23 protein-coding genes are annotated in these 25,814 nt (G+C 65.8%); 13 read left to right on the forward strand and 10 right to left on the reverse strand.

Annotated elements, in window-relative coordinates:
* Window positions 1-4 precede the first annotated feature (4 nt).
* Entirely contained in the window at window positions 5-424 is a 420-nt protein-coding gene (locus tag AC6CHP_RS12885; protein ID WP_188731843.1) for a hypothetical protein, read from the forward strand.
* Here AC6CHP_RS12885 and AC6CHP_RS12890 read toward each other — a convergent pair.
* The gene (locus AC6CHP_RS12890; RefSeq protein WP_498230304.1) at window positions 421-1,935 is read right to left on the reverse strand and encodes a helix-turn-helix domain-containing protein; all 1,515 of its coding nucleotides are present in this window, start codon (window positions 1,933-1,935) and stop codon (window positions 421-423) included. The two genes, AC6CHP_RS12885 and AC6CHP_RS12890, sit on opposite strands and share 4 nt — an antisense overlap.
* 148 nt (window positions 1,936-2,083) lie before the next feature.
* On the opposite strand from AC6CHP_RS12890, the gene aceA reads away from it, so the two are divergent.
* On the forward strand, window positions 2,084-3,400 hold the full coding sequence (gene aceA, locus AC6CHP_RS12895; protein WP_350000772.1) for an isocitrate lyase: 1,317 nt from the start codon (window positions 2,084-2,086) through the stop codon (window positions 3,398-3,400).
* Window positions 3,401-3,492: 92 nt separating this feature from the next.
* Window positions 3,493-5,145, forward strand: coding sequence for a malate synthase A (gene aceB / locus AC6CHP_RS12900; RefSeq protein ID WP_498230307.1), 1,653 nt, complete (start codon window positions 3,493-3,495; stop codon window positions 5,143-5,145).
* A 234-nt stretch (window positions 5,146-5,379) separates the two neighbouring features.
* Here aceB and AC6CHP_RS12905 read toward each other — a convergent pair whose 3' ends face one another.
* The gene (locus AC6CHP_RS12905) at window positions 5,380-6,573 is read right to left on the reverse strand and encodes an MFS transporter (protein WP_427116266.1); all 1,194 of its coding nucleotides are present in this window, start codon (window positions 6,571-6,573) and stop codon (window positions 5,380-5,382) included.
* A gap of 141 nt (window positions 6,574-6,714) precedes the next feature.
* On the opposite strand from AC6CHP_RS12905, the gene AC6CHP_RS12910 reads away from it, so the two are divergent.
* Entirely contained in the window at window positions 6,715-7,674 is a 960-nt protein-coding gene (locus tag AC6CHP_RS12910; RefSeq protein ID WP_498230309.1) for a D-2-hydroxyacid dehydrogenase family protein, read from the forward strand.
* 7 nt (window positions 7,675-7,681) lie between these two features.
* Here the strand turns inward: AC6CHP_RS12910 and AC6CHP_RS12915 are convergent, their stop codons facing one another.
* Window positions 7,682-8,899, reverse strand: a complete 1,218-nt coding sequence (locus AC6CHP_RS12915) for an ROK family transcriptional regulator (protein WP_377193461.1) — start codon at window positions 8,897-8,899, stop codon at window positions 7,682-7,684.
* 133 nt (window positions 8,900-9,032) lie between these two features.
* Here AC6CHP_RS12915 and AC6CHP_RS12920 point away from each other — a divergent pair, with 133 nt between their 5' ends.
* The 5 genes from AC6CHP_RS12920 to AC6CHP_RS12940 are packed head-to-tail and all read left to right on the forward strand — an operon-like array spanning window position 9,033 to window position 13,674.
* Window positions 9,033-9,785: a sugar phosphate isomerase/epimerase family protein gene (locus tag AC6CHP_RS12920; protein WP_498230312.1), complete on the forward strand. Its 753-nt coding sequence runs from the start codon at window positions 9,033-9,035 to the stop codon at window positions 9,783-9,785.
* The gene (locus tag AC6CHP_RS12925) at window positions 9,782-10,912 is read left to right on the forward strand and encodes a Gfo/Idh/MocA family protein (RefSeq protein ID WP_498230314.1); all 1,131 of its coding nucleotides are present in this window, start codon (window positions 9,782-9,784) and stop codon (window positions 10,910-10,912) included. Before AC6CHP_RS12920 ends, AC6CHP_RS12925 begins: the two co-directional genes overlap by 4 nt.
* Window positions 10,909-12,117 carry a Gfo/Idh/MocA family protein gene (locus AC6CHP_RS12930; protein ID WP_498230316.1) on the forward strand — a complete coding sequence of 403 codons (1,209 nt, stop codon included), beginning with the start codon at window positions 10,909-10,911 and terminating at the stop codon, window positions 12,115-12,117. Before AC6CHP_RS12925 ends, AC6CHP_RS12930 begins: the two co-directional genes overlap by 4 nt.
* A gap of 1 nt (window position 12,118) precedes the next feature.
* Window positions 12,119-13,114, forward strand: coding sequence for a sugar phosphate isomerase/epimerase family protein (locus AC6CHP_RS12935; RefSeq protein WP_498230318.1), 996 nt, complete (start codon window positions 12,119-12,121; stop codon window positions 13,112-13,114).
* Between the two features lie 29 nt (window positions 13,115-13,143).
* Window positions 13,144-13,674, forward strand: a complete 531-nt coding sequence (locus AC6CHP_RS12940; protein WP_498230320.1) for a GNAT family N-acetyltransferase — start codon at window positions 13,144-13,146, stop codon at window positions 13,672-13,674.
* A 19-nt stretch (window positions 13,675-13,693) separates the two neighbouring features.
* On the opposite strand, the gene AC6CHP_RS12945 is transcribed toward AC6CHP_RS12940, so the two are convergent.
* Window positions 13,694-15,877: an amylo-alpha-1,6-glucosidase gene (locus AC6CHP_RS12945; RefSeq protein WP_498230322.1), complete on the reverse strand. Its 2,184-nt coding sequence runs from the start codon at window positions 15,875-15,877 to the stop codon at window positions 13,694-13,696.
* A gap of 59 nt (window positions 15,878-15,936) precedes the next feature.
* A complete protein-coding gene (locus AC6CHP_RS12950; RefSeq protein ID WP_498230324.1) occupies window positions 15,937-16,998 on the reverse strand; it encodes a glycosyltransferase family 4 protein in 1,062 nt (353 codons plus the stop codon).
* 223 nt (window positions 16,999-17,221) lie between these two features.
* On the opposite strand from AC6CHP_RS12950, the gene AC6CHP_RS12955 reads away from it, so the two are divergent.
* Window positions 17,222-17,920 (forward strand): DsbA family oxidoreductase, encoded by a 699-nt coding sequence (locus AC6CHP_RS12955; protein ID WP_377193473.1) that lies wholly within the window; start codon window positions 17,222-17,224, stop codon window positions 17,918-17,920.
* 57 nt (window positions 17,921-17,977) lie between these two features.
* On the forward strand, window positions 17,978-18,628 hold the full coding sequence (locus AC6CHP_RS12960; RefSeq protein WP_188731871.1) for a TetR/AcrR family transcriptional regulator: 651 nt from the start codon (window positions 17,978-17,980) through the stop codon (window positions 18,626-18,628).
* 15 nt (window positions 18,629-18,643) lie between these two features.
* Here AC6CHP_RS12960 and AC6CHP_RS12965 read toward each other — a convergent pair whose 3' ends face one another.
* A complete protein-coding gene (locus tag AC6CHP_RS12965) occupies window positions 18,644-19,315 on the reverse strand; it encodes a LytR C-terminal domain-containing protein (protein ID WP_188731873.1) in 672 nt (223 codons plus the stop codon).
* Entirely contained in the window at window positions 19,308-19,607 is a 300-nt protein-coding gene (locus tag AC6CHP_RS12970; RefSeq protein ID WP_102976783.1) for a type II toxin-antitoxin system VapB family antitoxin, read from the reverse strand. The genes AC6CHP_RS12965 and AC6CHP_RS12970 overlap by 8 nt, the downstream gene beginning before the upstream one ends.
* A gap of 152 nt (window positions 19,608-19,759) precedes the next feature.
* Between AC6CHP_RS12970 and AC6CHP_RS12975 the strand changes: the two genes are divergently transcribed.
* Together AC6CHP_RS12975 and AC6CHP_RS12980 are read left to right on the forward strand one after the other, a co-directional pair.
* A complete protein-coding gene (locus AC6CHP_RS12975; protein ID WP_498230327.1) occupies window positions 19,760-20,689 on the forward strand; it encodes a hypothetical protein in 930 nt (309 codons plus the stop codon).
* A 59-nt stretch (window positions 20,690-20,748) separates the two neighbouring features.
* Window positions 20,749-22,386 carry a stealth family protein gene (locus tag AC6CHP_RS12980; protein WP_377193477.1) on the forward strand — a complete coding sequence of 546 codons (1,638 nt, stop codon included), beginning with the start codon at window positions 20,749-20,751 and terminating at the stop codon, window positions 22,384-22,386.
* Window positions 22,387-22,438: 52 nt separating this feature from the next.
* Here AC6CHP_RS12980 and AC6CHP_RS12985 read toward each other — a convergent pair whose 3' ends face one another.
* From AC6CHP_RS12985 to AC6CHP_RS12995, 3 genes are all read right to left on the reverse strand, one after another.
* On the reverse strand, window positions 22,439-23,368 hold the full coding sequence (locus AC6CHP_RS12985) for a phosphodiesterase (RefSeq protein ID WP_498230329.1): 930 nt from the start codon (window positions 23,366-23,368) through the stop codon (window positions 22,439-22,441).
* A 165-nt stretch (window positions 23,369-23,533) separates the two neighbouring features.
* Window positions 23,534-24,019, reverse strand: coding sequence for a glutathione peroxidase (locus AC6CHP_RS12990; RefSeq protein WP_498230331.1), 486 nt, complete (start codon window positions 24,017-24,019; stop codon window positions 23,534-23,536).
* 102 nt (window positions 24,020-24,121) lie between these two features.
* Window positions 24,122-25,789, reverse strand: a complete 1,668-nt coding sequence (locus AC6CHP_RS12995; protein WP_498230333.1) for a M23 family metallopeptidase — start codon at window positions 25,787-25,789, stop codon at window positions 24,122-24,124.
* Between the last annotated feature and the right edge of the window lie 25 nt (window positions 25,790-25,814).

The raw sequence follows: 25,814 nt of genomic DNA on the forward strand, positions 1-25,814 counted from the left end.
GCAAGTGGCCACCCCTTCATCGGGCAACGTCCGGGAGTTGGAAACCTTGGCCCCGGCCTTCATCTGCTGGTACGTCCAGCGCCCCTTCAGCACAGACGTGGAAGAGGTGCTGGCGAGCCTCAAGCTCTTCTTCCGCTTCTACCCTGAGTTTGATGAAAAGCGTTCCATCACTGCCCTCGACCCGGCCGAGGTCGCAGCAAGATTGGCGTCCCTCATCATCCATACCGTCTATGAAGGCATCGTGGCCACCTATTCGCTGACGACGTTCCTGCGCTTTCTCCACGATTCCGGCCGGTGGTCCGGCAAGCCGGAATCGTACCGGGCAGTAAACGGCATCCTGACGGACATCATCTGCCTGGACATGCGCTCGGCACCCGGCGGCGCGGAGACGGCTAACGTCGCCACGACTGCCCCCGCTGGCTAGCTCCCCGAGTGCGCCTGAAGGAAGCTGTACACCTCGGTCTCGTCCACACCGGGGAAGGCCCCGGGCGGCATTGCGGCCAGCAGGTGCGAATGGGCACGCGCGGAAGGCCATGCATTACCGGCCCAGTGCGACGCAAGCTCGGCTGGCGGTCGCTTGCAGCAGTTTGGATCCGGGCAGGTGGACTTGGCCCTTGCCGTCGTCTCCCGCCCCCGGAACCATTTCACGTGCTGGTACGGGACCCCGATGCTCAGCGAAAACTCCCCGGTGGCGGAGCGTTCGGTGCGGGCGGTGCACCAGTAAGTCCCCGAGGGCGTGTCGGTGTACTGACTGTAGGCACTGAATTTGTCCGGGACGTCGAACACTGCCCGGGACGTCCACGCCTTGCATGACGGCTGGCCCTCGATGGCGCCGGTGTGGTCCTGGGGGAACGCCACGCCGTCGTTCTCGTAGGCCTTGTAGATGATCCCGCTCTGGTGGGTCTTCTGGAAGTGCGTGGTGATGCCCAGGTGCTGGGTGGCCAGGTTGGTAAACCGGTGGGCGGCCGTTTCGTAGGACACGGCAAAAGCATCGCGGATGTCTTCCACCGCGATCTCCTTGGCGGCCTTGGCCTTGTGCAGGAATTCCATGGTGGCGTGCTCGGGCAGCAGGAGCGCGGCGGCAAAATAGTTCGTTGCCACGCGCTGGGCCAGGAAGTCGCCGTAATTCTTCGGGGTTTCATGGCCCAGGACGTAGTGGCCCAGCGCCTGCAACAGCACCGACCGGGGGTCATGGTCCGTCCGCTGGTTCTGGGTGAGGTAAATTCTGCGGTTCTTCAGGTCGGTCACGGACCGCGTTGAATGCGGCAGGTCACCCACGTGGTGGAGCGTGAATCCAAGATTCTCGGCAATGTCCGCGATGACGTGCTGACTGAGCGGACCGGCGGTGTAGCCCACGGCCTTAAGGACCTTCTGCGCCTCGGCCTCGTACTCCGGGAAATAGTTGCCGCGTTCACGCATCATCGCCCGCAGTTCGCCATTCGCCCGGCGGGCTTCCTCTGGGGTGGCCACCTGCTCGTTCATCTTGCGTTCCAGCTCATGCAGCAGGCCCACCTGGGCCTCCAGCACATCCAGCGGAAGCCGCGAACTGATGCGGATTTTGGGCAGGTTCAGCGTCTCGTACAGCGGGCTGCGCTGGTAGCGTTCCAGCTCGATCTCCAGGGCAGCTCGGCGGCTGGGCGGCTCGGCACCAAGAAGCTGGTCGATGCTGACGTTGAGCGCGGAGGCCAGGTGCTGGAGCAGCCCCAGCTTGGGTTCCCGCTTTCCGTTCTCGATCAGGCTCAGTTGGCTGGGCGCCGTGCCGACGGCGGCGCTGAGGTCATCGAGGGTCAGTCCAGCCTGCTTGCGCAGATGCCTGACCCGCCGGCCGAGGCTGATGACGTCCAGGCCGGCGGACGCGGCGGAGGGTGCTTGCGGCGTGACTTCTCTGTTCCAGCTTCCAGGCGTCATTTCTGAAGGATACGTGAAGAAGTGCATTTCTTTCCATACTTTTTATCTAGAAAGCCGGTTGAAAGTGCTGAAAAGTAGTGATCACGGAAAGAAACACCGCACCGGGAAGCCGGCGGGAACTGCAAAGGCGCAGTTCCCGCCTACCGATTCCGGAGCTCAATCAAGGAGATCAACGATGACTGCAGCATTTGAGCCCACCCAGCAGACGCCCGCAGAGCAGGCCGCCGCCCTGGAGCTCGAGTGGGCCGCCAACCCGCGCTGGGAAGGTGTGACCCGGGACTACAAGGCTTCCGACGTCGTCCGCCTCCGCGGCCGCGTCTCCGAAGAGCACACCCTGGCCCGCCGCGGCTCGGAGAAGCTGTGGAAGCAGCTCACCGAAGAGCACAAGACAGGCGGATACACCAACGCCCTTGGCGCCCTCACCGGCAACCAGGCCGTGCAGCAGGTGAAAGCCGGCCTCCGCGCCATCTACCTCTCCGGCTGGCAGGTCGCCGCGGACGCCAACAACTCCGGCCACACCTACCCGGACCAGTCCCTCTACCCCGCCAACTCGGTCCCCACCGTGGTCCGCCGGATCAACAACGCACTGCTGCGGGCGGACCAGATCGAATTCTCCGAGGGCGTGCAGACCGTCGAGGACTGGATGGTCCCCATTGTTGCCGACGCCGAAGCAGGCTTCGGTGGGCCGCTCAACGCCTACGAGCTCATGAAGTCCATGATCCAGGCCGGCGCCTCAGGCGTTCACTGGGAGGACCAGCTCGCGTCCGAGAAGAAGTGCGGCCACCTCGGCGGCAAGGTGCTCATCCCCACCCAGCAGCACGTCCGCACCCTGAACGCGGCCCGCCTCGCAGCCGACGTCGCCGGCACCCCGTCCGTCGTCATCGCCCGCACCGACGCCGAGGCAGCCACGCTGATCACCTCCGACGTCGACGAGCGCGACCAGGAATTCATCACTGGCGAGCGCACCGCCGAAGGATTCTACAAGGTCCGCAACGGCATCGAACCCTGCATCGCCCGCGCCAAGGCCTACGCCCCGTACTCCGACCTCATCTGGATGGAAACGGGCACCCCGGACCTCGAACTTGCCCGCAAGTTCGCCGAGGCCGTCAAGGCCGAGTTCCCGGACCAGATGCTCTCCTACAACTGCTCGCCGTCGTTCAACTGGCGCAAGCACCTGGACGACGCCACCATCGCCAAGTTCCAGCGTGAACTCGGCGCCATGGGCTTCACGTTCCAGTTCATCACCCTGGCCGGCTTCCACGCCCTGAACTACTCGATGTTCGACCTCGCCCACGGCTACGCCCGTGAAGGCATGAGCGCCTACGTCGAGCTCCAGGAGAAGGAATTCGCCTCCGAATCCCGCGGCTACACCGCAACCAAGCACCAGCGCGAAGTCGGCACCGGCTACTTCGACGACATCGCCACTGCGCTCAACCCGAACGCATCCACCCTCGCACTGGTCGGATCGACCGAAGAGGGCCAGTTCCACTAAATCTTTCCCAAGTAAGTAGCAGTAAGTGTCGTTTTGAAGGCTCAAAACGACACTTACTGCTACCCAGATGGGCCTTGCACCAGGAGACAGAAATGAACACCTTCACAGACAGCTTCACGATCAACGGAATCACACTCACTGCGCAGCCCATTTGCCGGCAGAATGAGGTTCTTACTCCGGATGCGTTGGAGTTTGTCGCAAAACTTCACCGGGCCACCGCGGCGCGGCGGCAGGAACTGCTGCAGGCACGCAGGACGCGGCGGGCGGAGATCGCATCCGGGCAGGACCCGCGGTTCCTCCGCGAAACCGAGGAGATCCGCAACGATCCGTCCTGGCGCGTCGCTCCCCCGGCCCCGGGGCTGGAGGACCGCCGCGTGGAAATCACCGGTCCGGTGGACAAGAAGATGACCATCAACGCCCTGAACTCCGGGGCCAAGGTGTGGCTCGCTGACATGGAGGACTCCTCCACCCCTACGTGGCGGAATGTCATCAAGGGCCAGCTGAACCTCACCGATGCCCTGGAGCGGCGCATCGACTTCACCTCCCCCGAGGGCAAGGAGTACAAGCTCCGCCCCGCAGGTGACCTGCCCACCATCGTGGTCCGCCCCCGCGGCTGGCACCTGCCCGAGAAGCACATGCTGATCGACGGCGAACCCATCGCCGGCGGCATCGTGGACTTCGGCCTGTTCTTCTTCCACAACGCCCGCCGCCTCCTGGCCCAGGGCAAGGGCCCGTACTTCTACCTGCCGAAAATCGAGAACCACCTCGAAGCCCGCCTGTGGAACGACATCTTCATCCTGGCCCAGGACCTGCTCGGCATCCCGCAGGGCACCATCCGCGCCACCGTGCTGATCGAAACCATCACCGCAGCCTTCGAAATGGAAGAGATCCTCTACGAACTGCGGGACCACGCCGCCGGACTTAACGCCGGCCGCTGGGACTACATCTTCTCCCTGATCAAGAACTTCCGCACCCGCGGCCCCCGCTTCGTCCTCCCGGACCGCAGCCAGGTGACCATGACCCAGCCGTTCATGCGCGCCTACACCGAACAGCTGGTCCGTGCCTGCCACAAGCGCGGCGCCATGGCCATTGGCGGCATGGCGGCAGCTGTCCCCAACCGCAAGGACGAAGCCGCCAACGCCAACGCCCTGGAGAAGGTCCGTGCTGACAAGACCCGTGAGGCCAACGACGGTTTCGACGGCTCGTGGGTGGCCCACCCGGACCTGGTGCCGGTGTGCCGCGAAGTTTTCGACAGCATCCTGGGCAACAAGCCCAACCAGCTGGACCGCAGCCGCGAGGACGTGGTCCCGGACGACCGCGCCCTCATCGACGTTGCCGCCACCACCGGCACCATCACCGAGCAGGGCATCCGCAACAATATCGAAGTGGGCATCCGCTACATCGAATCCTGGCTCCGCGGCAACGGCGCAGTGGCCATCCACAACCTCATGGAAGACGCCGCCACCGCGGAAATCTCCCGCTCGCAGCTCTGGCAGTGGATGTTCGCCAGCGCCATCACGGACCGCGGGGAAATCGTCACCCACCACTGGATCGAGGAACTCCTGGACGAGGAATTCGCGCGGCTGGAACGCTTTGACGGCGACCGTTTCGAAGACGCCCGCGACATCTTCGAGGAGGTCACCATGGCCCAGGACTTCCCGTCCTTCCTCACCCTGCCCGCCTATGCGCGGTACCTGACCGAGGCCCGCGAGAAGGCCACGGTCGAGGAACTCGCCGCCGCATAAACCAGAATTCCGTTCGCCGGGCCGGCACGCCCTTCGCAACAGGCACCTCCGAAATCCGGAGGGCCGGCCCGGCGACGGAACATCCCCACCCCCGGACGCTCTCTCACTTAATGCAGGAAATCCCCGATCGCTCTCTCACTTTCCCCAGGAAAGTGAGAGAGCGTTTCTCGTTAAGGTGCGTTAAGTGAGAGAGCGTCCCAAGGCGGGGAAGGATGTACGACGGCGGCGCCTGGCTCAGCGGCCCTTTGGCACCCGCCGCACGGAGAGGGCAGTGCTGGCAAAGAACGTCAGCACGGATGCCAGGATCACCAGCAGTGCCGGGGTCCAGGAGCCCGAGACGTCGTGGATGTAGCCCACCAGCGGCGGGGCGGCTGCTCCGATTGCGTAGCCGGCGCCCTGCACCACGGCGGACATGCGTCCTGCCGACGCCTGGTCCCTGGCCAGCCGGATGATGGCGATGAAGATGACGGTGATGCCGCCGCCCTGGGCGATACCGCCGGCAGTGGACCACAGCCACCACGCCCCGGGAGCGAGCAGCAGCCCGGCGGGCACAGTAATCCACAGGACACCCAAGGTGACCGCCAGGGACGCCATGCTCATGTATTTGGCGGCAAACGGCACTCCAAGACCGCCCACAATGGCGAGGATCTGGAAGATGGAGGAAGCCGCCCCGGCTTCGGTTGCGGACATTCCCAGCTCGTCGTTGAGGTAACTGGGCAGCCAGGCTGTCACCCCGTAATAGGAAAACGCCTGCCCGGCGAAGCCCGCCGTCAGCCCCGCAGTGATCCAGCGCGAGCCCCGGACCGGCGCCAGGCTGGTGTCCGCCGTGCTTTCGGGCGAGACCAGGAATGCGCTTCGCGGACCCACCGCGAAAATCCAGAACGCCACCGCTGCCACCGCCAGGACCGCCACCGATCCCAGCGCGAACCTCCACCCCGCCACGCTGGCCAGTGGTGCCGTGATCACCGACGTCAGGAACGAGCCGATGTTCAGGGCTGCCGTGTAGATGCCCATCGCGGTCCCCTGCCGGGCCGGCGCAAAGTCACGGCGGATAATCAGGGGCACCGCAATGTTGCCCACTGTAATGGCCAGGCCGATCACCACCGTGCCGGCCATCACCAGGACCGGCCCTCCCGAGGAACGGACCAGGACGCCGGCCAGCACTCCAAGGATGGTCAGCGTCACTGCGAACTCGGCGCCGAACTTCCTGGCTGCCAATGATGCCAGGGGTGCGGCAAGGGAGAAGCAGAGGACAGGGATGCTGGTCAGCAGCCCCAACAGCACCGGCGAGAAGTTAAGCTCGGCCTGCATCAGGTCCACCACCGGGGCAACGGCTATGAACGGGCCCCGAAGATTAAGTGCCAGCAGGCCAATGCAGGCCAGCAGGATCCAGCTGTAGGGAATCCGGGCAAGGATTCGGCCGCTCACAGGGCCAGGGACCGGTCTGGGGGTGGTTTCATCACTCCCATTGCTATCACGCCCGGCGGTTCAGCGGTTCCAGGCGTCCCCGCAGGACCCACGGGCTTACGATGAACTTCACGCCAGAGATCCGGGACGAAGGACAACGCCATGCAGCACCGCCTCGCCATCCTTGATGATTACCAGAATGTGGCCCATGGTTTTGCAGACTGGGCAGCCCTGGAAGCGGAGGGGGTAAGCGTTGTCACCTACCGTGAACCTTTCGCCTCATCCGAGTCCCTGGTGGCCGCGCTGGCGGATGCCACCATAGTGGTTGCCATGCGCGAGCGGACTGCTTTTAGACGCGAAGTGCTCGAGAAACTTCCCGGCCTCCAGCTCCTGGTGACCACCGGGATGGCGAATGCCTCCATTGATGTTGCCGCCGCCGCCGAGCAGGGCATCACCGTCTGCGGCACTCCGGGTTCGCCCACCGCCGCTCCCGAGCTGACGTGGGCACTCCTGCTGGCCATCGCCAGGAACCTGACGGCCGAGGAAAACTCCCTGCGCGCCGGCACGTGGCAGACCTCGGTGGGATTCGAGCTGGCAGGAAAAACCCTCGGTGTTGTGGGGCTTGGCAAGATCGGGCGCCGCATTGCGGCCTATGGGCAGGCGTTCGGGATGGAGGTGCTGGCCTGGAGCCAAAACCTGACGGCCGGGGCGGCGGAGGAGGCCGGTGCGCGGCTGGTGTCCAAGGAGGAGCTGTTCCGCCAGTCAGACGTCGCCACACTCCACCTTCGGCTCTCCGCACGTTCGGAAAACATCGTGGGCGAACCGGAGCTGCGCCTGCTGGGACCCGAAGGCATCCTGGTCAACACCGCCCGGGGCCCGCTGGTCAACCAGGACGCACTGCTGAAGGCCCTCAGCGAGGGCTGGATCCGGGGGGCGGCGCTGGACGTGTTCGACCAGGAACCGCTGCTGGCCGGGCATCCGCTCCTCGCCGCGCCCAATACGGTGCTCTCGCCGCACCTCGGCTACGTCACGCGGGAAAGCTACCGCCAGTTCTACGGCGGGGCATTCGAGGACGTCACCGCCTGGCTGGCCGGCGCGCCCGTCCGGACCATCGCACCGTAGCCGGTCTTCAGCCGGCCATGGCGTTTCCGGCAAGGGTTGCCTCGATAACCGCCGGAGAAAGGACATGCTGGGTCACCAGCTGGCTGGCGCCGAGGATGGCGGCCTTGTCCCCCGCGTGGGACAGCCCGATCCGGAGCTGCGATGTGGCAAGGGGCAGCGAGCGCCGGTAGACAACCTCCCGGACGCCGGCCACGAGGTGCTCACCCGAGTCTCCGATGCTTCCTCCGATCACAATGACCGACGGGTTCAGGAGGTTCACCACGGTGGCGAGCACATCGCCCACGTCCCGGCCTGCCTGGCGCAAGGCCTGGATTGCCTGCTGGTTTCCCTGGGCCACCAGGCTGACCACGTCCGCCCCCTTCGCCGCTTCCAGACCCTCACTGCTCAAGGCTGCGGCAATGGCGGGGCCTGAGGCGAGGGCTTCGAGGCAGCCATGGTTTCCGCAGCGGCACAGGACGTCGTCCCCGCGGGGGACACGGACGTGGCCGAGGTCTCCGGCCGTGCCGTTGGCGCCGCGCTGCAGCTCGCCGCTGCTGATGATGCCCGCGCCGATGCCGGTGGCCACTTTCACGAAGATGAAATTGTCCTGGTCCGGCCAGTGTGCGGTTCGTTCGCCCAGCGCCATGATGTTGACGTCGTTGTCCACCAGCACGGGGACCGGCAGCGAGCGCTGGACAAACCGGACCACATCGAACCCGTCCCAGCCGGGCATGATGGGCGGTTTTACGGGGCGGCCTGTGTCATGCTCCACGGGTCCGGGCAGCCCGATCCCCACACCCGCCAGGTCCGCCACGCCCCGCGATGCCGACGCCAGTAATTTCGCCGCCTCGCGGACCACCAGCCCCAGGACCTTCTCGGGCCCGTCCGCCACCTGCTGGTCCACCCGCCGTTCAGCAAGCACAGATCCGCCCAGGTCCGTCACGGCGAGCGCCACGTGCGTGGCTCCGACGTCCACCGCCAGCACCACCCGGGCGGCCGGGTTGAAGGCAAAGCGCGACGGCGGCCTCCCGCCGCTGGAGGTTGCCTCACCTGCCGGGCCAACAAGTCCGGAAGAGATCAGGGCGTCAATCCGGGCGGCAACGGTTGACCTGGCCAGGCCTGTGGTGCCGGCCAGCTCGGCGCGGGTGCGGGCCCTGCCGTCCCGCAGCAGCTGGAAGATGTCGCCTGCGCGTCCCGGCAACGCCTGGGCTTCGGCGGAAGCCTGCCGGCCGGTGGTCTTGTTCATAGGACATGGATAGCAGATCTACTTATTTATGTCACGGCAGCAGCTTTTGCTTGACGTTCGGTAAAAGTACTCCTAGCTTTGCAGGTAGACCTGCATCACACTTGCCGGCACGGCCAAGCAACCAGGAGACACCTTGTCCTACTCAATTCAGCTCTACACCCTGCGCGACGCCATCCAGGCGGATCTGGAGGGAACCATCCGCAGGGTCGCGAACATCGGCTTTACCCAGGTGGAGCCCTACAACTTCGTGGCCACCGCAAAGGAACTGGGGGCCGCCCTGAAAGAGAATGGACTGACGGCACCGTCCGGCCACGCACCGCTGCTCAGCCAGGACCAGGACCAGATCTTCGCGGCGGCCAAAAGCCTGGGCATCACCACGGTGATCGACCCGTTCATCCCCGCCGACCGCTGGCAGACGGCAGAGGACATCCAGGCCACGGCAGCGGCATTGAATGAAGCCGCCAAGAAGGGTGCCGAATACGGCATCCGGGTTGGCTACCACAACCACCAATGGGAGCTGGAGTCCACCATCGAGGGCCGGACCGCCCTGGAGTACTTCGCCGGCCTGCTCGATCCGGAACTGGTCCTTGAAGTGGATACCTACTGGGTGGCTGTCGGCGGGCAGGACCCCGTGGACATCCTCGCCAAGCTCGGCGACCGGGTGAAGCTGATCCACATCAAGGACGGGCCCCTCACTACGGACACCAAGGCGCAGCAGCCTGCAGGCAAGGGCCGGGTTCCGGTCCTGGACGTGATCGCCGCCGCCACTTCCCTGGAGGTGGGCGTGGTGGAATTCGACGACTATGCCGGGGACATCTTCGAGGGCATCGCGGAGAGCCTTGCATTCCTCAATGCCGCCGCAAAGACCGAAGGAGCCCAGGCATGAGCATCCCCTCCACGGCCAAGGGCCCGGTTGGCGTCGGCGTCATCGGCGCGGGCAACATCAGCAAGCAGTACCTGGACAACCTCACCACGTTCCCTGACCTCAAGGTCCACGTCATCGCGGACCTCTTCGAGGAGGCCGCCGAGGCCCGGGCCAAGGAATACGGAATCGCCGAGTGGGGCGGGGTGGAGAAGGCACTGCACCATCCCGACGTCGAAATCATCGTCAACCTGACCATCCCCGCAGCGCACGTCGAGGTGGCCACCGCAGCCGTCAACGCCGGCAAGCACGTCTGGACGGAAAAGCCGTTCTCCCTGGACCGGGAATCCGGGCTGGGCCTGCTCAAGACGGCGGACTCCGCAGGCATCCGCCTGGGCTGCGCCCCCGATACGTTCCTCGGCGCCGGCCTCCAGACCGCGCTGCGCCTCATCCAGCGCGGCGACATCGGCACCCCGCTGACGGCCATGACCACGTTCCAGACGCCCGGACCGGAGTCCTGGCACCCCAACCCGGCTTTCCTGTTCCAGTACGGTGCGGGCCCGCTGTTCGACATGGGCCCGTACTACCTCACCACCCTGGTGCAGGCATTCGGCTCCATCCGCAAGGTGGCCGCCGTCGGTTCTAAATCCAAAGAAGTCCGCGTGATCGGTTCCGGCCCCAAGGCCGGCGAGGAATTCACGGTGGAAGTCCCCACCCACGTCTCAGCGATGGCCCAGTTCGAGAGCGGAGCATCCTCCCACAGCGTCTTCTCCTTCGAATCCCCCCGCCAGCGGATGGGCTTCGTGGAGATCACCGGGACGGAGGCCACCCTTTCCCTGCCAGATCCCAACAACTTCGACGGCGACGTCAGGCTCTGGCGCGCGGGCGACGAGGATTGGACCACCATCCCGGCCACGGGGCCTGCGAACGGCCGCGGTATGGGCGTCCTGGACATGGCGCGCTCGCTCCGCACCGGTGTCCCGCACCGGGCAACCGGCGACCTGGCGTACCACGTGCTGGATGCGATGGTCTCCATCTCGGAGTCCATGGATTCAGGAACGTTCGTGGACGTGGCAAGCTCCGCTCCGGCGTCGGCACCCCTCCCCGAAGACTGGGCACCGGAAACCCTGACCCTAGGAGACTCCGCATGAGCCCGGACGCAGGCACCACCGCGCCGCTGGGCGTGGCCATGATCGGCTACGCGTTTATGGGCAAGGCACACTCCAACGCGTGGCGGAACGTGGCCAGTTACTTCGACGTCCCCGCGTTCGAGCAGAAGGTCCTGGTGGGCCGGGATGCCGAAGCCGCTGCGGAGGCCGCCGCCAAGTACGGGTGGGCAGAAACCGCCACGGACTGGCGGACTGTCCTGGACCGGGACGACATCCACATCATCGATGTCTGCGCACCCGGCTGGATGCACGCGGAAATCGCCATCGCCGCCCTGGATGCCGGCAAGCATGTGCTGCTGGAAAAGCCCCTGGCCAACACCTTGGCCGAGGCCGAAGCCATGACCGCTGCCGCCGGCGCCGCCAGGACCCGGGGCGCGCAGTCGATGGTCGGCTTCAACTACCGCAGGGTCCCGGCCCTCGCACTGGCCAAAGAACTCATCGCCGAGGGCAGGATCGGAACGGTCCGGCACGTCCGCGCCGCCTACCTGCAGGACTGGCTCGCCGATGACCAGGCGCCCATGACCTGGCGGCTGAAGAAGGAAACCGCGGGCTCCGGCGCGCTGGGCGACATCGCCTCCCACGCCATCGACCAGGTCCTGTTCCTGCTCGGTGACCACGTCACCGAAGTTTCGGGCCGGATGCACACCTTCGTGAACCGCCGCCCCGGCACGGGCGGTCCCGCAGGCGGGCTGGAGGACGTAACGGTCGACGACGCCGCCTGGGCAACGCTGTCCCTCGCCTCCGGGGCAATCGCCTCAGTGGAGGCATCCCGGGTGGCCACCGGCCGGAAGAACTCCCTCCAGCTCGAGGTTTTCGGCGACAAGGGAGCCCTCCGGTTCGACCTGGAAAACCTCAACGAACTCCAGTTCCTAGACGCCACCGCACCCGCCCGGGAGCAAGGGTTCCGTCGGATCGTTGTCACGGAGCCGGAGCACCCCTACCTGGATGCGTGGTGGCCGCAGGGACACATCATCGGCTGGGAGCACACCTTCACGCACGAGGTCCGCGACTTCCTGCTGGCCGTCAGCTCCGGGACCGCGCCGTCGCCGTCGTTCGAGGACGGATTGGCAGTACAGCGCATCCTGGACGCCGTGGAGCAATCCGCCGCCTCCAACAGCACCCTGGTCCAGCTCTCCCCCAACGCAACCCCGGCCCCCGGCACAGCCGGTACCACCGAAGGAGCTTGATATGCCCCGCCCGTTTACCCTGTTCACCGGCCAGTGGGCCGACCTGCCCCTGGAGGAAGTCGCCAAACTCGCCTCCGGCTGGGGGTACGACGGCCTGGAAATCGCCGTTTCCGGCGACCACCTGGACGCCTGGCGCTGGGACGAGCCCGGCTACATCGAGTCCAAGCTCGCCCTGCTGGACAAATACAACCTCAAGGTCTGGGCCATCTCCAACCACCTCAAGGGCCAGGCCGTCTGCGATGACCCCATCGACTTCCGCCACCAGGCCATCGTGGGGCCCAAGGTCTGGGGCGACGGCAACCCCGAAGGCGTCCGCCAGCGGGCCGCAGAGGAAATGCAGCACACCGCCCGGCTCGCCAAGGCACTCGGCGTGGACACCGTCGTCGGCTTCACGGGCTCCGCCATCTGGCAGTACGTCGCCATGTTCCCGCCCGTCCCTGAAAAGGTCATCGACGCCGGCTACCAGGACTTCGCCGACCGCTGGAACCCCATCCTGGACGTCTTCGACGAATGCGGCGTCCGGTTCGCCCATGAGGTCCACCCCTCCGAAATCGCCTACGACTACTGGACCACCGTCCGCACCCTCGAAGCGATCGGCCACCGCGAAGCGTTCGGCCTGAACTGGGACCCGTCGCACATGATGTGGCAGGGCATCGATCCCGTCTCCTTCATCTGGGACTTCAAGGACCGGATCTACCACGTGGACTGCAAGGACACCAAGGTCCGCCAGACAGGACGGAACACCGTCATGGGCTCCCACCTCCACTGGGGCGACCCCCGCCGCGGCTGGGACTTCGTCTCCGCCGGACGCGGAGACGTCCCCTGGGAAGCGTCCTTCCGCGCGCTGTCCGCTATCGGCTACGACGGCCCCATCTCGGTCGAATGGGAAGACGCCGGCATGGACCGCCTCCACGGCGCCCCCGAAGCCCTCGCCGCCCTCAAGAAGTTCGACTTCCCGCCGTCGAACACCTCCTTCGACGCCGCCTTCAAGCAGTAACCCCGACGGCAGGGACGTAAAATCCCTGCATGACCTCTTTCATCCGAAAGGCGGCGGCGGACGACGCCGGAGCGCTGGCTGCGCTGGCGGCTGTCACCTTTCCGCTGGCGTGCCCACCGTCGGCGTCACCTGATGACATCGCAGCGCACCTTGCGAACACGCTCAGTGAACGCCACTTTCAGGACTACCTGGCCGATCCGGACACCACCATTTTGGTGATCGACAGCGGCGGGCTGCGTGGCTACAGCCTGCTGGTGAACCGGCCGGCCGAAGACCCGGACGTCCTTTCGGCGCTGGGAATCGTTCCGTCAGTGGAGCTGAGCAAGTGCTACGTGCACCCGGAACACCACGGGCTCGGGGCCGCCGCCGAACTGATGCACGCCAGCCTCCAGGCGGCGGCGGAAGCCGGCGGCCGGGGCGTCTGGCTGGGAGTCAACAGCCAGAACGCCCGGGCCATCCGGTTTTATGAGAAGTCCGGGTTCCGCAAGGTGGGAACCAAGTCGTTCCGGCTGGGCAGCGCGGTTGAACACGACTTCGTGCTTGAGCGGGAGGTTCCCTGATTGGTCCGCACTGCTCCTCTCAGGCGCCCTGGGCCGGATAGACCTGGGCCGGATAGACCTGGGCCGGATAGACCTGGGGCGGGTAGGCCAGGGGCGGACGTGGCTCGGCGAGGAGTTTAAGGCCGGGCGGCAGCCCATCAATGCTGCCGCCCGTTCCGTGGGCCCTGATGGTGATCCGGGAGGTGTCCAGCAGGACGTTGGCGGCCTGGAAGTCGCCCAGGGCCTCCGGCAGGATGGGCGCGAGGTGCACCACTCCGCGGGTGAACACGGGGTCGAACCGGAGGAGCGCGCGGATCAGCTGCACCGGCGCCGCAGCAGCCCAGGCCTGCGGCGAGCATGCGGTTGGGTACGGCACAGGCGCTTCAAACTCGCCGCGGTCAAAGCCGCAGAAGAGTTCGGGCAGCCTGCCATCGAAATATTCGGCGGCGTCGAAGAGACCGGTGGCCAGCTGCCGGGCCTCCTCCACGAACCCGTACCGCATCAGCCCGGTGGCAACCAGGGCGGAATCATGGGGCCACACTGAACCGTTGTGGTAACTGACGGGGTTGTAGGCACCCATGTCGGAACCCAGGGTGCGGATCCCCCAGCCGGTAAACATCTGCGGCGACATCAGGTGCTCCACCACTGATGCCGCTTTATCCTCGTCCACGATGCCCATCCACAGGCAGTGGCCCATATTGGAAGTGCAGGCATCCACCGGGCGCTTGTCCTTATCCAAAGCCACGGCGAAATAGCCTTTGTCCGGCAGCCAGAACTTCTCGTTGAAAGCAGCCTTCAACTCCGCGGCGCGTTCCTCCCAGTGCTGTTCCAGGGCGCGGTCGCCGCTCCAGTGGGCCAGCAGGGACCGGCCCACGTAGGCGCCATAGACGTAGGCCTGGACTTCGCAGAGGGCAATGGGCGCCTCAGCCATGGTGCCATCAGCGAAGTTGATGCCGTCCCAGGAGTCTTTCCACCCCTGGTTGACGAGCCCGTGGTCATTGGGCCGGATGTACTCCACGAACCCATCACCATCGCGGTCGCCGTAATGCTCGATCCACTCCAGTGCACGGTCCACATGGGGAAGCAATGGTTCAACGATGTCCCGTGAGAGGCCCCATCTGCTGAGTTCCCCCACGAGGGCCGCGAACAGCGGGGTTGCATCCGCGGTTCCGTAATAGGCTGTGCCCCCCAACGCCAGGCCTGCGGTGACGCCCAGCCGGACTTCGTGGGGGATGCGCCCCGGTTCCTCCTCTGAATCCTGGTCCACCTTCGTCCCCTGGAGACCGGCCAAAGTCTGCAGCGTCCCTGCCGCCAACGTGGGATCAACCATGAGGCTCATGTAGGAGGCCAGGATGGAGTCACGCCCGAACAGAGCCATGAACCAGGGTGCGCCGGCCGCCACAGCTGCACGCTCGGGGTGGTGCGGATCAAAAATGCGGAGTGAACCCAGGTCGCTCTGGCTGCGGTTCAGGACATTCTGCAGGTTGGCGTCCGCAACGGTGATCACCGGGACCTTCTGCTCCCAGTTGCGGTGCCGGCGGACGCCTTCCCGGTGGTGTGGGAGCCCGTCCTCGGAGAAGGCTCCGGCGGGAGCCTCGCCGTTGATGAGGGGAACCACGATGACGCTGGTGGCCCACTTGCCGCGGGCCGGGACAGTCACATGGAAGCGGAGCCCGTCTGTAGTTACGTCGGCACCGCGGGCGCGGACAGCGGTGCCGCGCCGCTGCCCGTTGCGGGCGCTTTCGATCACAAGCTGGCCGTTGCGGACGGTGCGGACAGAGTCCGGTTGCCCGGAGCTCCGCCCCACCTTGACATCAAAAAGGTCGGACTGGTCTGCGTCCACAAAAAGCTCGACCTCGCACTCCACAGGCTCCGCCGAGTAGTTTTCCAGCGTGATGTCATCCTGCAGGCCAGGGCCGACGTGGCGGTGCTGCCGCACCACCAGGGGGCCATCGAACTGGCGTCGGGACCCTTTTGCCCTGCCGACGAACACAGCTTCGAAGGGTTTGGGCCGCTGCGCGCCCAAAGGCTCGCGGAGGGAGCCATTGATTCTCAGGATCCAGTGGGACACAATGCGCGTGTCCTGGAAAAAGGCTCCGTAGGTACCGCTGTCAGCGCTGATGTCCCCCGTCCCGGAAGAAATGCAAAATGAGGACCCCTCCACCACCGTGACCGAACCTGACTCTGAGGCAGCGGCTTCGGTGTCGGCGTTCCATGCAGTCATGAAGGGGCTCCTTCGGTTAGGGGCGGGCTCCTGCCGGGGATCCGAAGACCGCCCGCCCCTTAAAGATTCTGGTGCAATCCGGCGGCATGCGGAACCCCTGCGGGCATCTTGCCCCCAAGGAGATCCCCGAACAGCCGCAAGTAATCGTTCACCATGCGTTCTTCACTGAACCGTTGCTCCACCGTCCGCCGGCACAGCGCGCGGTCCAGGCCTGCTGCCTTATGGACAACGCCGGCCAGCTGGTCGGTGGGCCCCAGGAATCCGGTCCGCCCGTGATCGATGATTTCGGGCGCTGAGCCTGCTGGGGTGCCGATGACCGGCGTGCCGGTGGCCAGTGCCTCGATCATGACCAGGCCGAATGGTTCGGGCCACTGGATCGGGTTCAGGAACGCGATTGCCTCCCCCATCAGCCGGTACTTCGCCGCGTCATCCATTTCCCCCACAAAGTCTTCGTTCGGCCCCAGGATGGGTTCGATGACGTCGCGGAAATAGGTGACCTCATCCTGCTCGCGCACTTTGACCGCGATCCTCAGCGGTATTCCTGCCTCCCGGGCGATCCTGACGGCCTCCAACAGCCCCTTGTCCCGGGAAGCCCTCCCTACGAAGCACAGGTACCCCCCGCTGCCGGACCCTACAGGCACCGAGGCGATATCCATCCCATGATGGATCACCCGGGTCACGGGCACGTCCGGAGCGTGCGAAGCCTGGTCACGGGAAATAGCAATCACCGCGGCCTTGCGGGCAATGGCACCGTAGATGTCAGCCGCGCCGGCGTCGAGCCTGCAATGGATCGTCGTGACCACAGGGATCCCCTCTGGCCTGTGCAGGTACAAGGGTCCGGCCAGTGTGTGGTCATGGATGATGTCCACACCACCCATTCCCGCATAGGCGCGGGCTACCTGGCTGAGTTCGGAGAGTGTCCGGTTCAGCTGGTGCGGGACCGAGGTCCTCATGCCAGGAGCCAGGGGCACCGGGCAGGAGCTGTCCGACGGCGCCGCCAGCAATACCTCGTGCCCGGCAGCGGCAAAGCCCCTGGCCAGGCTGTCCACAACCCGCTCCGTTCCGCCGTACGTAGATGGTGGAACCGGTATCCAGGGTCCGGCAACGAGTCCTATCCGCATCCCTGACCTCCAGGAAAAATGACAGGCCGGGCTCCCCAGTGGGCCGGGCGCCTCCGCGGAACCTGGCCAGGCCGGCGGCGCTGTTGGAGTGCGACACCCCGAGGGCGTCTGCATAACCCACAATCTGACTATTGCCCACGAACTGTACGGGGACAAGGCCTACTGAGAGGTATCTAACACGGGGCCAAGGAATGACCGCAGCCTCGGCGGGGTTGTTGGGACCATGAAGATTGAAATCTGGTCCGACGTCGCGTGCCCGTGGTGCTACATCGGCAAGCGCCGCTTTGAAGCCGCCCTGGCAGCGTTTCCGCACCGGGATGCGGTGGAGGTGACCTGGCGGAGCTACCAGCTCGACCCCGCCCTTCCTGGGCACTACGACGGAACTGAACTGGACTACCTCAGCACCCGCAAGGGCATGCCGCCGCAGCAGGTTTCACAGATGTTCGATCATGTAGCCCGGGAGGCCAGCGGGGAAGGGCTGAACTACCGCTTCGATTCCGTGGTTGTGGCCAACAGCTTCACGGCACACCGCCTGATCCACCTCGCTGCCGCGCACGGCAAGCAGGACGCCGCCAAGGAGCGCCTGCTCAGTGACCACTTCGAGCATGGCAAGGACATCGGCAACCGCGAGTACCTGACGTCACTGGCGGTGGGCCTGGGCATCGGCCAGGCCGAGGTGGACGAGCTGTTCACCACGGACAAGTACGCGGATGACGTCCGCTTCGACGTCGAAGAGGGGCGGTCCCTGGGTATCAGCGGTGTCCCGTTCTTTGTCATCGACCGGAAGTTCGGCCTCTCCGGGGCCCAGCCTACGGAAACGTTCTCGGCAGCCCTGGACCAGGCATGGCAGGACGCCAACCCGCTGGTGCTGGTCAATTCCGCGGAGGGCGGAGCCTGCGGGCCGGACGGCTGCCCCGCCTAAAAGAGCGCCCAGGAAAAGGTCAGGGCGTTTACTGACACATCGCGGTAAAGTGTCTGTATGCCCAGGATTTCAGCGGCCAGCAACGCCGAGCAGCGAGCGGACACCCAGCGCCGTATCCTCACCGCCTTCGGCGAACTCCTCTTTTCCCATGGCCTGCCCGGCCTGACCATGACGGACGTGGCCCGGCATGCGGGCGTGGGCCGGACTGCCGTGTACAACTACTACGCGGACATCGAGGAACTGCTGATCTCCTACGCCCTGGATGAGACCGAGAAGTTCCTCTCGGAACTGCGGGACTCCCTGGGCCAGCTGGACAACCCCGTGGACCGGCTCGCCCTGTACGTCCGCGCCCAGGTGGTCGACCTCAGCCGCCGCCACCTGCCGCCGGGACCCGCCATGGGAGCCGTGCTGTCGCCGTCGTCCTTTGCCAAGCTCGCTGACCATGTCGGCGAGCTCAGCGTGCTGCTGCAGGGCATCCTGCGGGACGGAATGGAGCAGGGCTACCTGCCGGCGGCCGACATCAACCAGCAGGCGCAGCTCATTCTGGGCACATTGTCTTCCAGTGCGGCCAGGGGCAGCGACGAGCCAGCCGAGCTGGAAGCGCGCGTGGCAAGGACCGTCCGCTTCATTCAGCTGGGTGCCGGCGCCAGGTTCGACGACGACGGCCGCCCCATCCGGGTAAGTCCCCTCCCGGCTGTGGCCGGCTGACGTGCACGCGGAAAGTCACGGGGTGGGCGCCGCCGACGGGAAGACCGGCCATTTGTCGTCGTCCGCGATGCGGCGGCTTTCGCGCGGACAGCTGAGGCTTCCCGGCGTCTGGTCAACCAGGTCCGGCGGCGTGAGCGCCGCGTAGTCCTGGGCAAGGATCACGTCCACGCTCCCGTCCGTCCTGCTGTCCTGGAAGTAGTCCGAGCCCGGCAGGTTCCGCTGGACACTGAACGCTGCAGACTGCCCGGCCGCTCCCGAAATCACGGCAGCGGCGCCGCGGTAGCCGGCGTCAACGTTGGACACGGCGCCCACCACGAACTTCCGGGCCAGGAACTCGTCCGCCACTGAACGTGCCAGCCCGGGCCGGCTGGTGGAGTTGTACACGTTCAGGTTGATCTGGTCGTTCGGGGTGTAGTCGAACGTTGCGGCCGGGCAGGTGGAGACGGATTCTTCCGCGGGCGCCGCTGCGGGGATCTTCAGCTGCCCGTTGATGATCGCCAACGCCGTGATGATGGCCGCTGCGATGAGGCCCACAAGCAGGACCAGGACAACCCCGTGCAGCACGCGCCGGCGCACGCGGGCTGTTTCGTCGGCCTGGGCTGCCCCAAAAGTGGCACGCAGTTCCGGGCCGGTGACGACGTGGTGGCCGTGGAGGACGCTGACGTCCTGCTGCTTCTTCCTAGCCATCTATCACCAGGACACGGGCGTGGATTGCGGTGCGCTGGTGCAGGGCGGTGCGGACGGCACGGTGCAGCCCGTCCTCCAGGTAGAGGGTTCCCTGGTACTGCACCACGTGCGGGAACAGGTCACCGAAAAAGGTGGAATCTTCAGCCAGCAGCGCTTCCAGGTCAAGGGTGCGCTTGGTGGTCACCAGCTCGTCCAGCCGGACCGGACGCGGCGGGAGCGACGCCCACTCCTTGGGCGTCGTATAACCATGGTCGGGGTAAGGGCGGCCCTCGCCCACAGCTTTAAATATCACCTTGCCACACTAGGCATCCTGCGCCCCCAGCGAAAGTACCCGGCGGTTCCTCCTGCAGGTTGTGGCCAAACAGTGACCATGGGCGGTCTGCGGCCACCGCCGGTACAGGCTGCCGTGGGCGCTGCGGAAGGTTCAGCTGACAGAATAGAGGCATGACAGCATTCGAGTCCCCCGCCGTGTCCGCACCCGGAATCCACGCGCCTGCCATGCCGCCGCTGGCCCTGCTGCTCGATGTGGACGGGCCGGTGGCCAGCCCGGTGACGCGGGACGTGAAGCGGGAGATCATCGATGACCTGGTTGCCCTCGCGGCGGCGGGAATCCCCGTTGTCTTCAACACAGGGCGCTCCGACGCTTTCATCCGGGAACAGGTAATGGAACCCATGATCGCCGCCGGAATCCCGGCCGGGACCATCATCCACGCCATCTGCGAAAAAGGCGCCGTGTGGTTCAGCTACACCGCGGCCGGACCCGGCCCCATCCACGTGGACCGGGAGCTCGCCGTGCCCACAGCTTACGGGGACGACATCCGGCGGATGGTGGCGGAGGACTATGCCGAGCACATGTTCTTTGATGAGACCAAGCGCGCCATGGTGTCGGTGGAGCAGCACATCGAGGTACCCAACGCCGATTACCTCGCAGAGCAGAAACTCTTCGACGCCGATGCCATGGAACTGATGGCCCGGCACGGGCTTGGCGTGGTCCGGTTGGACCACCACGCCCCCAATTCCGACGACGAGGTGGACTACCGGGTGGACCCCACCATCATCTCCACGGACATCGAATCGGTGCGGCTTGGGAAGGACCTGGGCGCCAGCCGGGCAGTGGAACTGCTCGCCGCGCAGGGCATCACCCCCGCCGCCTGGCGGACAGTGGGCGATTCGCGCACCGACTATGCCATGGCCGACTGGCTCCACCACAACGACCACGCGGTTAAGCACGTGGACGTCCGCCCGGCCGACGGCATCCCGGAGAAACCGTACCCGGTCCTGACGGCCGGGGACCTGGGGCTTGAGGCGTCCGTTATCCACGACGACGCCGGCGGGGCTTTCCTGCGCAGCTGGCGGGAGGCGCTGGGCGCCTAAGCCGGTTCCCCGGCCCCGGGAACCTGCCCGAAACCTGCTGTTTAAGCCGCCCGGCTATCATGCAGGTAGGAACGCTTACTTTGACGAGCACGGAGACGACCATTACAGAAGCACCGGTTCAAGACGAGGTCTACTACGGAGGACAGGCATCCGTAGAGGAACAATTCCACGCGGAGATCACTTCCCCCGAAGCTGAGCAGCGGCTTAACCCCCGCCCTGATGTCATCACGCATAAGGGCCGCATCGCGCTGATCAACCAGACCAGGACCCCCTACCAGGCCATGGTGGAGGACCTCCTGTTCGTGCGCAACGTGCTGGCCAACGCTGACCTTGCGTACCTGCTGGTCAGGGGCAACAACGACCGGCCGGTCATTGCCCTGGACTGGAAGGACCGGAAGAAGCTGCGGGCGGCCCTGGTGGAAGCCTGCCGGGACGAGCCGTTCTACTCCATGACGGTGGATGCCAAGAAGAAGACCTCGCTGCTGGTTGCGGACGGCGAGCTTTCCACCAACCGGCAGGCGCGCATCTTCCGCCTGTACCGGCCCCGCGTGGAACCCAACGGCGGCTTCGAGTTCGGCTCTTCAGCGGGTGTGCAGATTGAGCTGTGGTCCTTCAAGGCCAATGAGATCATCCTGCCGATCGAGAACTCCCTCACGCGCAGGACCCTGCTCCGCCAGGATGCCGTCCGCGGCACCGTGGAGCGGTACGGCCACACCTGGCCCACCATCGAGAACATGTTCGCCGACCACGCCAGCGACATCAGCTTCGACATCGACCTGGTGTTCTCCTGGGTGGACGGCAGCTCCCCCGAGTACATTGCCGCCCGGCGTGCCCAGCAGAAGGACGTTGTCCTGGGCGAGGGCGACGACCACGAGGCCCGTTTCCGGCAAATCAACGAACTCAAATACGCACTCCGGTCCGTGTACATGTTCGCCCCGTGGATCCGCCGCATCTTCATCGCCACGGACTCACCGGCTCCTGAGTGGCTGGCGGACCATCCCTCGGTGACCATTGTCCGCAGTGAAGAGTTCTTCTCGGACCCCTCGGTGCTTCCCACGCATAATTCGCAGGCGGTGGAGTGCCAGCTCCACAACATCGAAGGCCTCTCGGAGCACTTCCTGTATTCGAACGACGACATGTTCTTCGGCCGGCCGGTCAGCCCGGACCTGTTTTTCACGCCCGGCGGCATCACCAAGTTCGTCGAGGCGGAAACCCGGATCGGCCTGGGTGAGAACGCCGTTGAGCGGAGCGGGTTTGAGAACGCAGCCCGCGTTAACCGCAAGCTGCTGTGGAACCGGTTCGGGCGGATCACCACCCGCCACCTGGAGCACTGTGCGGCACCGCTTCGCCGCAGCGTGGTGTCAAAGATGGAGCGCGAGTTCCCGGAAGAGTTCCGGAAGACGGCTGCCAGCCGTTTCCGGGCGGCGGACAACATCTCCGTCACCAACTCGTTCTACCACTACTACGCACTGCTCACCGGCCGGGCGGTAACCCAGACGGCGGCGAAGGTCCGCTACATCGACACCACCATGAAATCGGGGCTGAAGTACCTGCCCAAGCTCCTGGCCAAGCGGAACATGGACTTCTTCTGCCTGAACGACGGCAGTTTCCCGGAAGTGCCGGCCGACGAGCGCGCTGCACTGGTCACCGATTTCCTGGACAAGTACTTCCCCATCAAGGCGCCCTGGGAAAAATAGGGCTTAAAACAAAGGTCCGTGCCGCTGGCGGCACGGACCTTTGTTTATGCTCCTAGCGGCTGGTGGGCTGCCCGAGCTTCGCGTTGCTCCGTTGCTTGGCGCTTTCCGGAATCCGGACCCCGGCGGCGTCCAGGCGCCGCTTTGTCTCTTCCGGGGAGACGTACTCGCCCACCGTCGTCGAACGTCCCATGGGAACCACCGAGTGCACGATTGTGTGCTCGTAGACGTGGACCAGGTTGAAGGACTGGCCGCCGTCCTGCCCCCTGGTGCCCCCGATGGGGACGTTCAGGTCCTGGGTGTAGCAGCTGGCTGAGGCCACGGAAACGGGGATACCGGCAAAGCTCGCCGTCGTCGAGTAATGCAGGTGGCCGGCAAGGATGGTGCGGACATCCGAGTTCCGGACCACAGCCTCCAGCGAGGCCTGGTCCCGCAGCTCCACCAGGACCGAAAGATCCAGGACTGACGGAACGGGCGGGTGGTGCAGCGCCAGGATGGTGCCGTCGGGGGCCGGAGTGTCCAGTTGCCGTGTAAGCCACTCAAGCTGGGAGGAGCTCAGTTCACCGTGGTGGTATCCGGGCACGGTGGTGTCCATTGTGATGACGCGGAGCCCGTTGATGAAGTAGCTCTTGTCCACGGGCCCGTCATCGGCGGGCTCATCCAGCAGGCCCGTCCTGAAGTTGGCACGGTTGTCGTGGTTGCCCATCGCCCAAATGACCTTGGCCCCGAGCTCCTCGCAGGCTGGGTCAACGATGGCCCGGAGCTTGACGTAGGCCTCGGGATCGCCCTTGTCGGCAAGGTCCCCCGTGAAGATGACGGCCTCGGGCCGCGCACCGGAGGCCTTGACCTCTTCGAAGAGCTGAATGAGCCGGGCTTCGCTGTCAACGACGCCGTAAAGGGGGTCCGGACCTCCCATCAAGTGGGGATCGCTCAGGTGGAGAAGGAAGTGGCGTGGCCGGGGATGTTCGGCCTCGATGTGCTCCATTGCTGCCTCTGTGGTCGGTGGGAAACGGCGCTTCCCTTGTACCCTTCAGTAAGGTTTATCCAATCAGACATTTGGCAAACTTTGGGTAAATCGCCGTGGCTGATGTGGAAAAAGTTGAAAGAACTGCGCTTTTGCGTGGCTGCGTTCGGCGCAGCGGCACATTTTTTATCCGAGGGCGTTCTCGACGGCGTCAATCACCTCCGCCGAGTCAGGTTCCACTGTGGGCGCAAAGCGTCCCACCACGTCCCCTTCCCGGCTGACAAGGAACTTCTCGAAGTTCCACTTCACCAACCCGGGCAACAGTCCTGTCTTGAACTTTGTGAGCTCCGTGTACAGCGGGTGCTGGCCCCTGCCGCGGACGTCCGCCTTCACGGTCAGAGGGAATGTCACCCCGAAGTTCCGCTGGCAGAACTCGGCGATCTCGCTGTCACTGCCAGGTTCCTGCCCGGCGAACTGGTTGCACGGGACGCCGAGGATCTCGAACCCGCGGTCCCTGAACTTTTCGTAGAGCGTCTCCAGGCCGGCGTACTGGGGCGTGAACCCACAGTTGGAGGCTACGTTCACCACCATCACCACTTTTCCCTTGAACATGCCGAAGTCGGTGGCGGTGCCGTCGTTCAGGGTCAATGGGATCGGGTACAGGGATGTCACAGGTTGCGTCCTCGGAAAGTTGTTCATGCCTGGAATTCGTTACCGGCGAACCACTGTACTGGTCCGGGCTTGGAGTTTCCTGGGTGAACTTCCGGCTGGATCTTAGGGTTCCGGGGTCGCGTACGTGCCTGTTGGCAGCGGCTCTGGCTCTGGGGGCTCAATCGGTGCCGGAATCGGCTCGGCTGAAAAGGTCGCAGTGGGCGCCGGTGCGGGCTCAATCGGTGCAGGCTGAACCGGCGCGGGTGCGGGCTCAACCGGCGGAGGCTGAACCGGCGTGGGTGCGGGCTCAACCGGCGCGGGCTGAACCGGCGTGGGTGCGGGCTCAACCGGCGCGGGCTGAACCGGCGTGGGTGCGGGCTCAACCGGCGCAGGCGGGGGTTCAACCGGCGCAGGCGGCACCGGCTCCGGCTCAACCGGCGCAGGCGGCGGCTCAACCGGTGTCGGTGTTCCCGTTCCCGGATCCGTCGGGGTCGGTGTGCCCGGATCCGTCGGCGTCGGCGTTGGCGTACCCGTCTCCGACGGCGTCGGCGTTGGCGTACCCGTCTCCGACGGCGTCGGTGTTGGCGTACCCGTCCCAGTCTCAGTCGGGGACGGCGTCGGCGTACCCGTCCCAGTCTCAGTCGCGGACGGCGTCGGCGTACCCGTCCCAGTCTCAGTCGCGGACGGCGTCGGCGTGCCTGTCCCAGTCTCAGTCGCGGACGGCGTCGGCGTTCCATACCCGGCCCACGCAGTCGGCGACGGCGCTCCGGAGTCCGCGGGCCTCAGGGTCGACAGCCAGGATGCTGGCCCCGAAGGAGACCCAGCCGCCGTCGTCGGCGCCTTGACCCAGCGGGGAGCCGGAGGAGGCTCCTTGCCCTGGCCCACCGGGATGGTCCAGCGTATGGGCCCGGTGGACGGTGCGTCGGTGCCCGGCAGGTATGACCGCAGGTCAGCCGGTCCGCCGCCGAAAGCCCGGACCGGGATCAGGCGCCACTTCTGGGGGCTCACGTGGTGCCCGTCGAGGATTGTTTCGAAGTGCAGGTGGCATCCCGTCGACCATCCGGTGGAGCCCACCCGCGCAATGGCTTCCCCGGCGTTGACGGAATCACCGCTGCGGACGGCGATGGACTCCAGGTGGTTGTAGGTGGTGATAAGCCCGTTGCCGTGGTCAATCTCAACCCGGTTGCCGCCGCCCCAGGGATGCCAGCCCGCGGCGCGCACCTTTCCCGAGTCAGCCGCGTAGACCTGGGTGCCGCAGGGAGCTGCATAGTCCTGTCCAAGGTGGAAATCGCCCGCTGTTCCGGACAGCGGACTTACCCGGAGTCCGAACGGCGACGAGGGGGCCAACTGCTTGAGGGGAGCCATAAGGTACCCCGCCGGCGGCCTGCCCACCCCTGTCAGCTCCACGGCCAGGGAAGACGCGGTCTCCTCTCCGTGGCCACTTACCAGCGGACGCGGGAAGGCGATGTCAACATCTGGGTCGCTCAGGATGGCCGCGGTCAGGGGGCCGGCAACAAGGCCGTCCAACGTCGGGGCGCCCGTCTCCGCGCTGCCGTGCCGGTCTGAACTGGTGCCGGTGCTGGAGCCAGCCGGGATCCCCACGGCACCCATGCCTGCGCCGGGACGGATAACGGAGGCCGCAACGGTTCCTGCTTCAGGTGCGGGACCGGAAGGGTTCACGGCCCAGACGGCCATGGCCAGCACCCCGCTGGCCGCCACAGCTCGCACAGCGGGCAGGCACAACCCTTTGGGGCTTGTGGCGTCCTTCCCGGATACCGCGTGATTGCCCATGAGACTGACTCCAGGACGTGACTGG

The sequence above is a fragment of the Pseudarthrobacter sp. GQ63 genome, assembly GCF_059758765.1.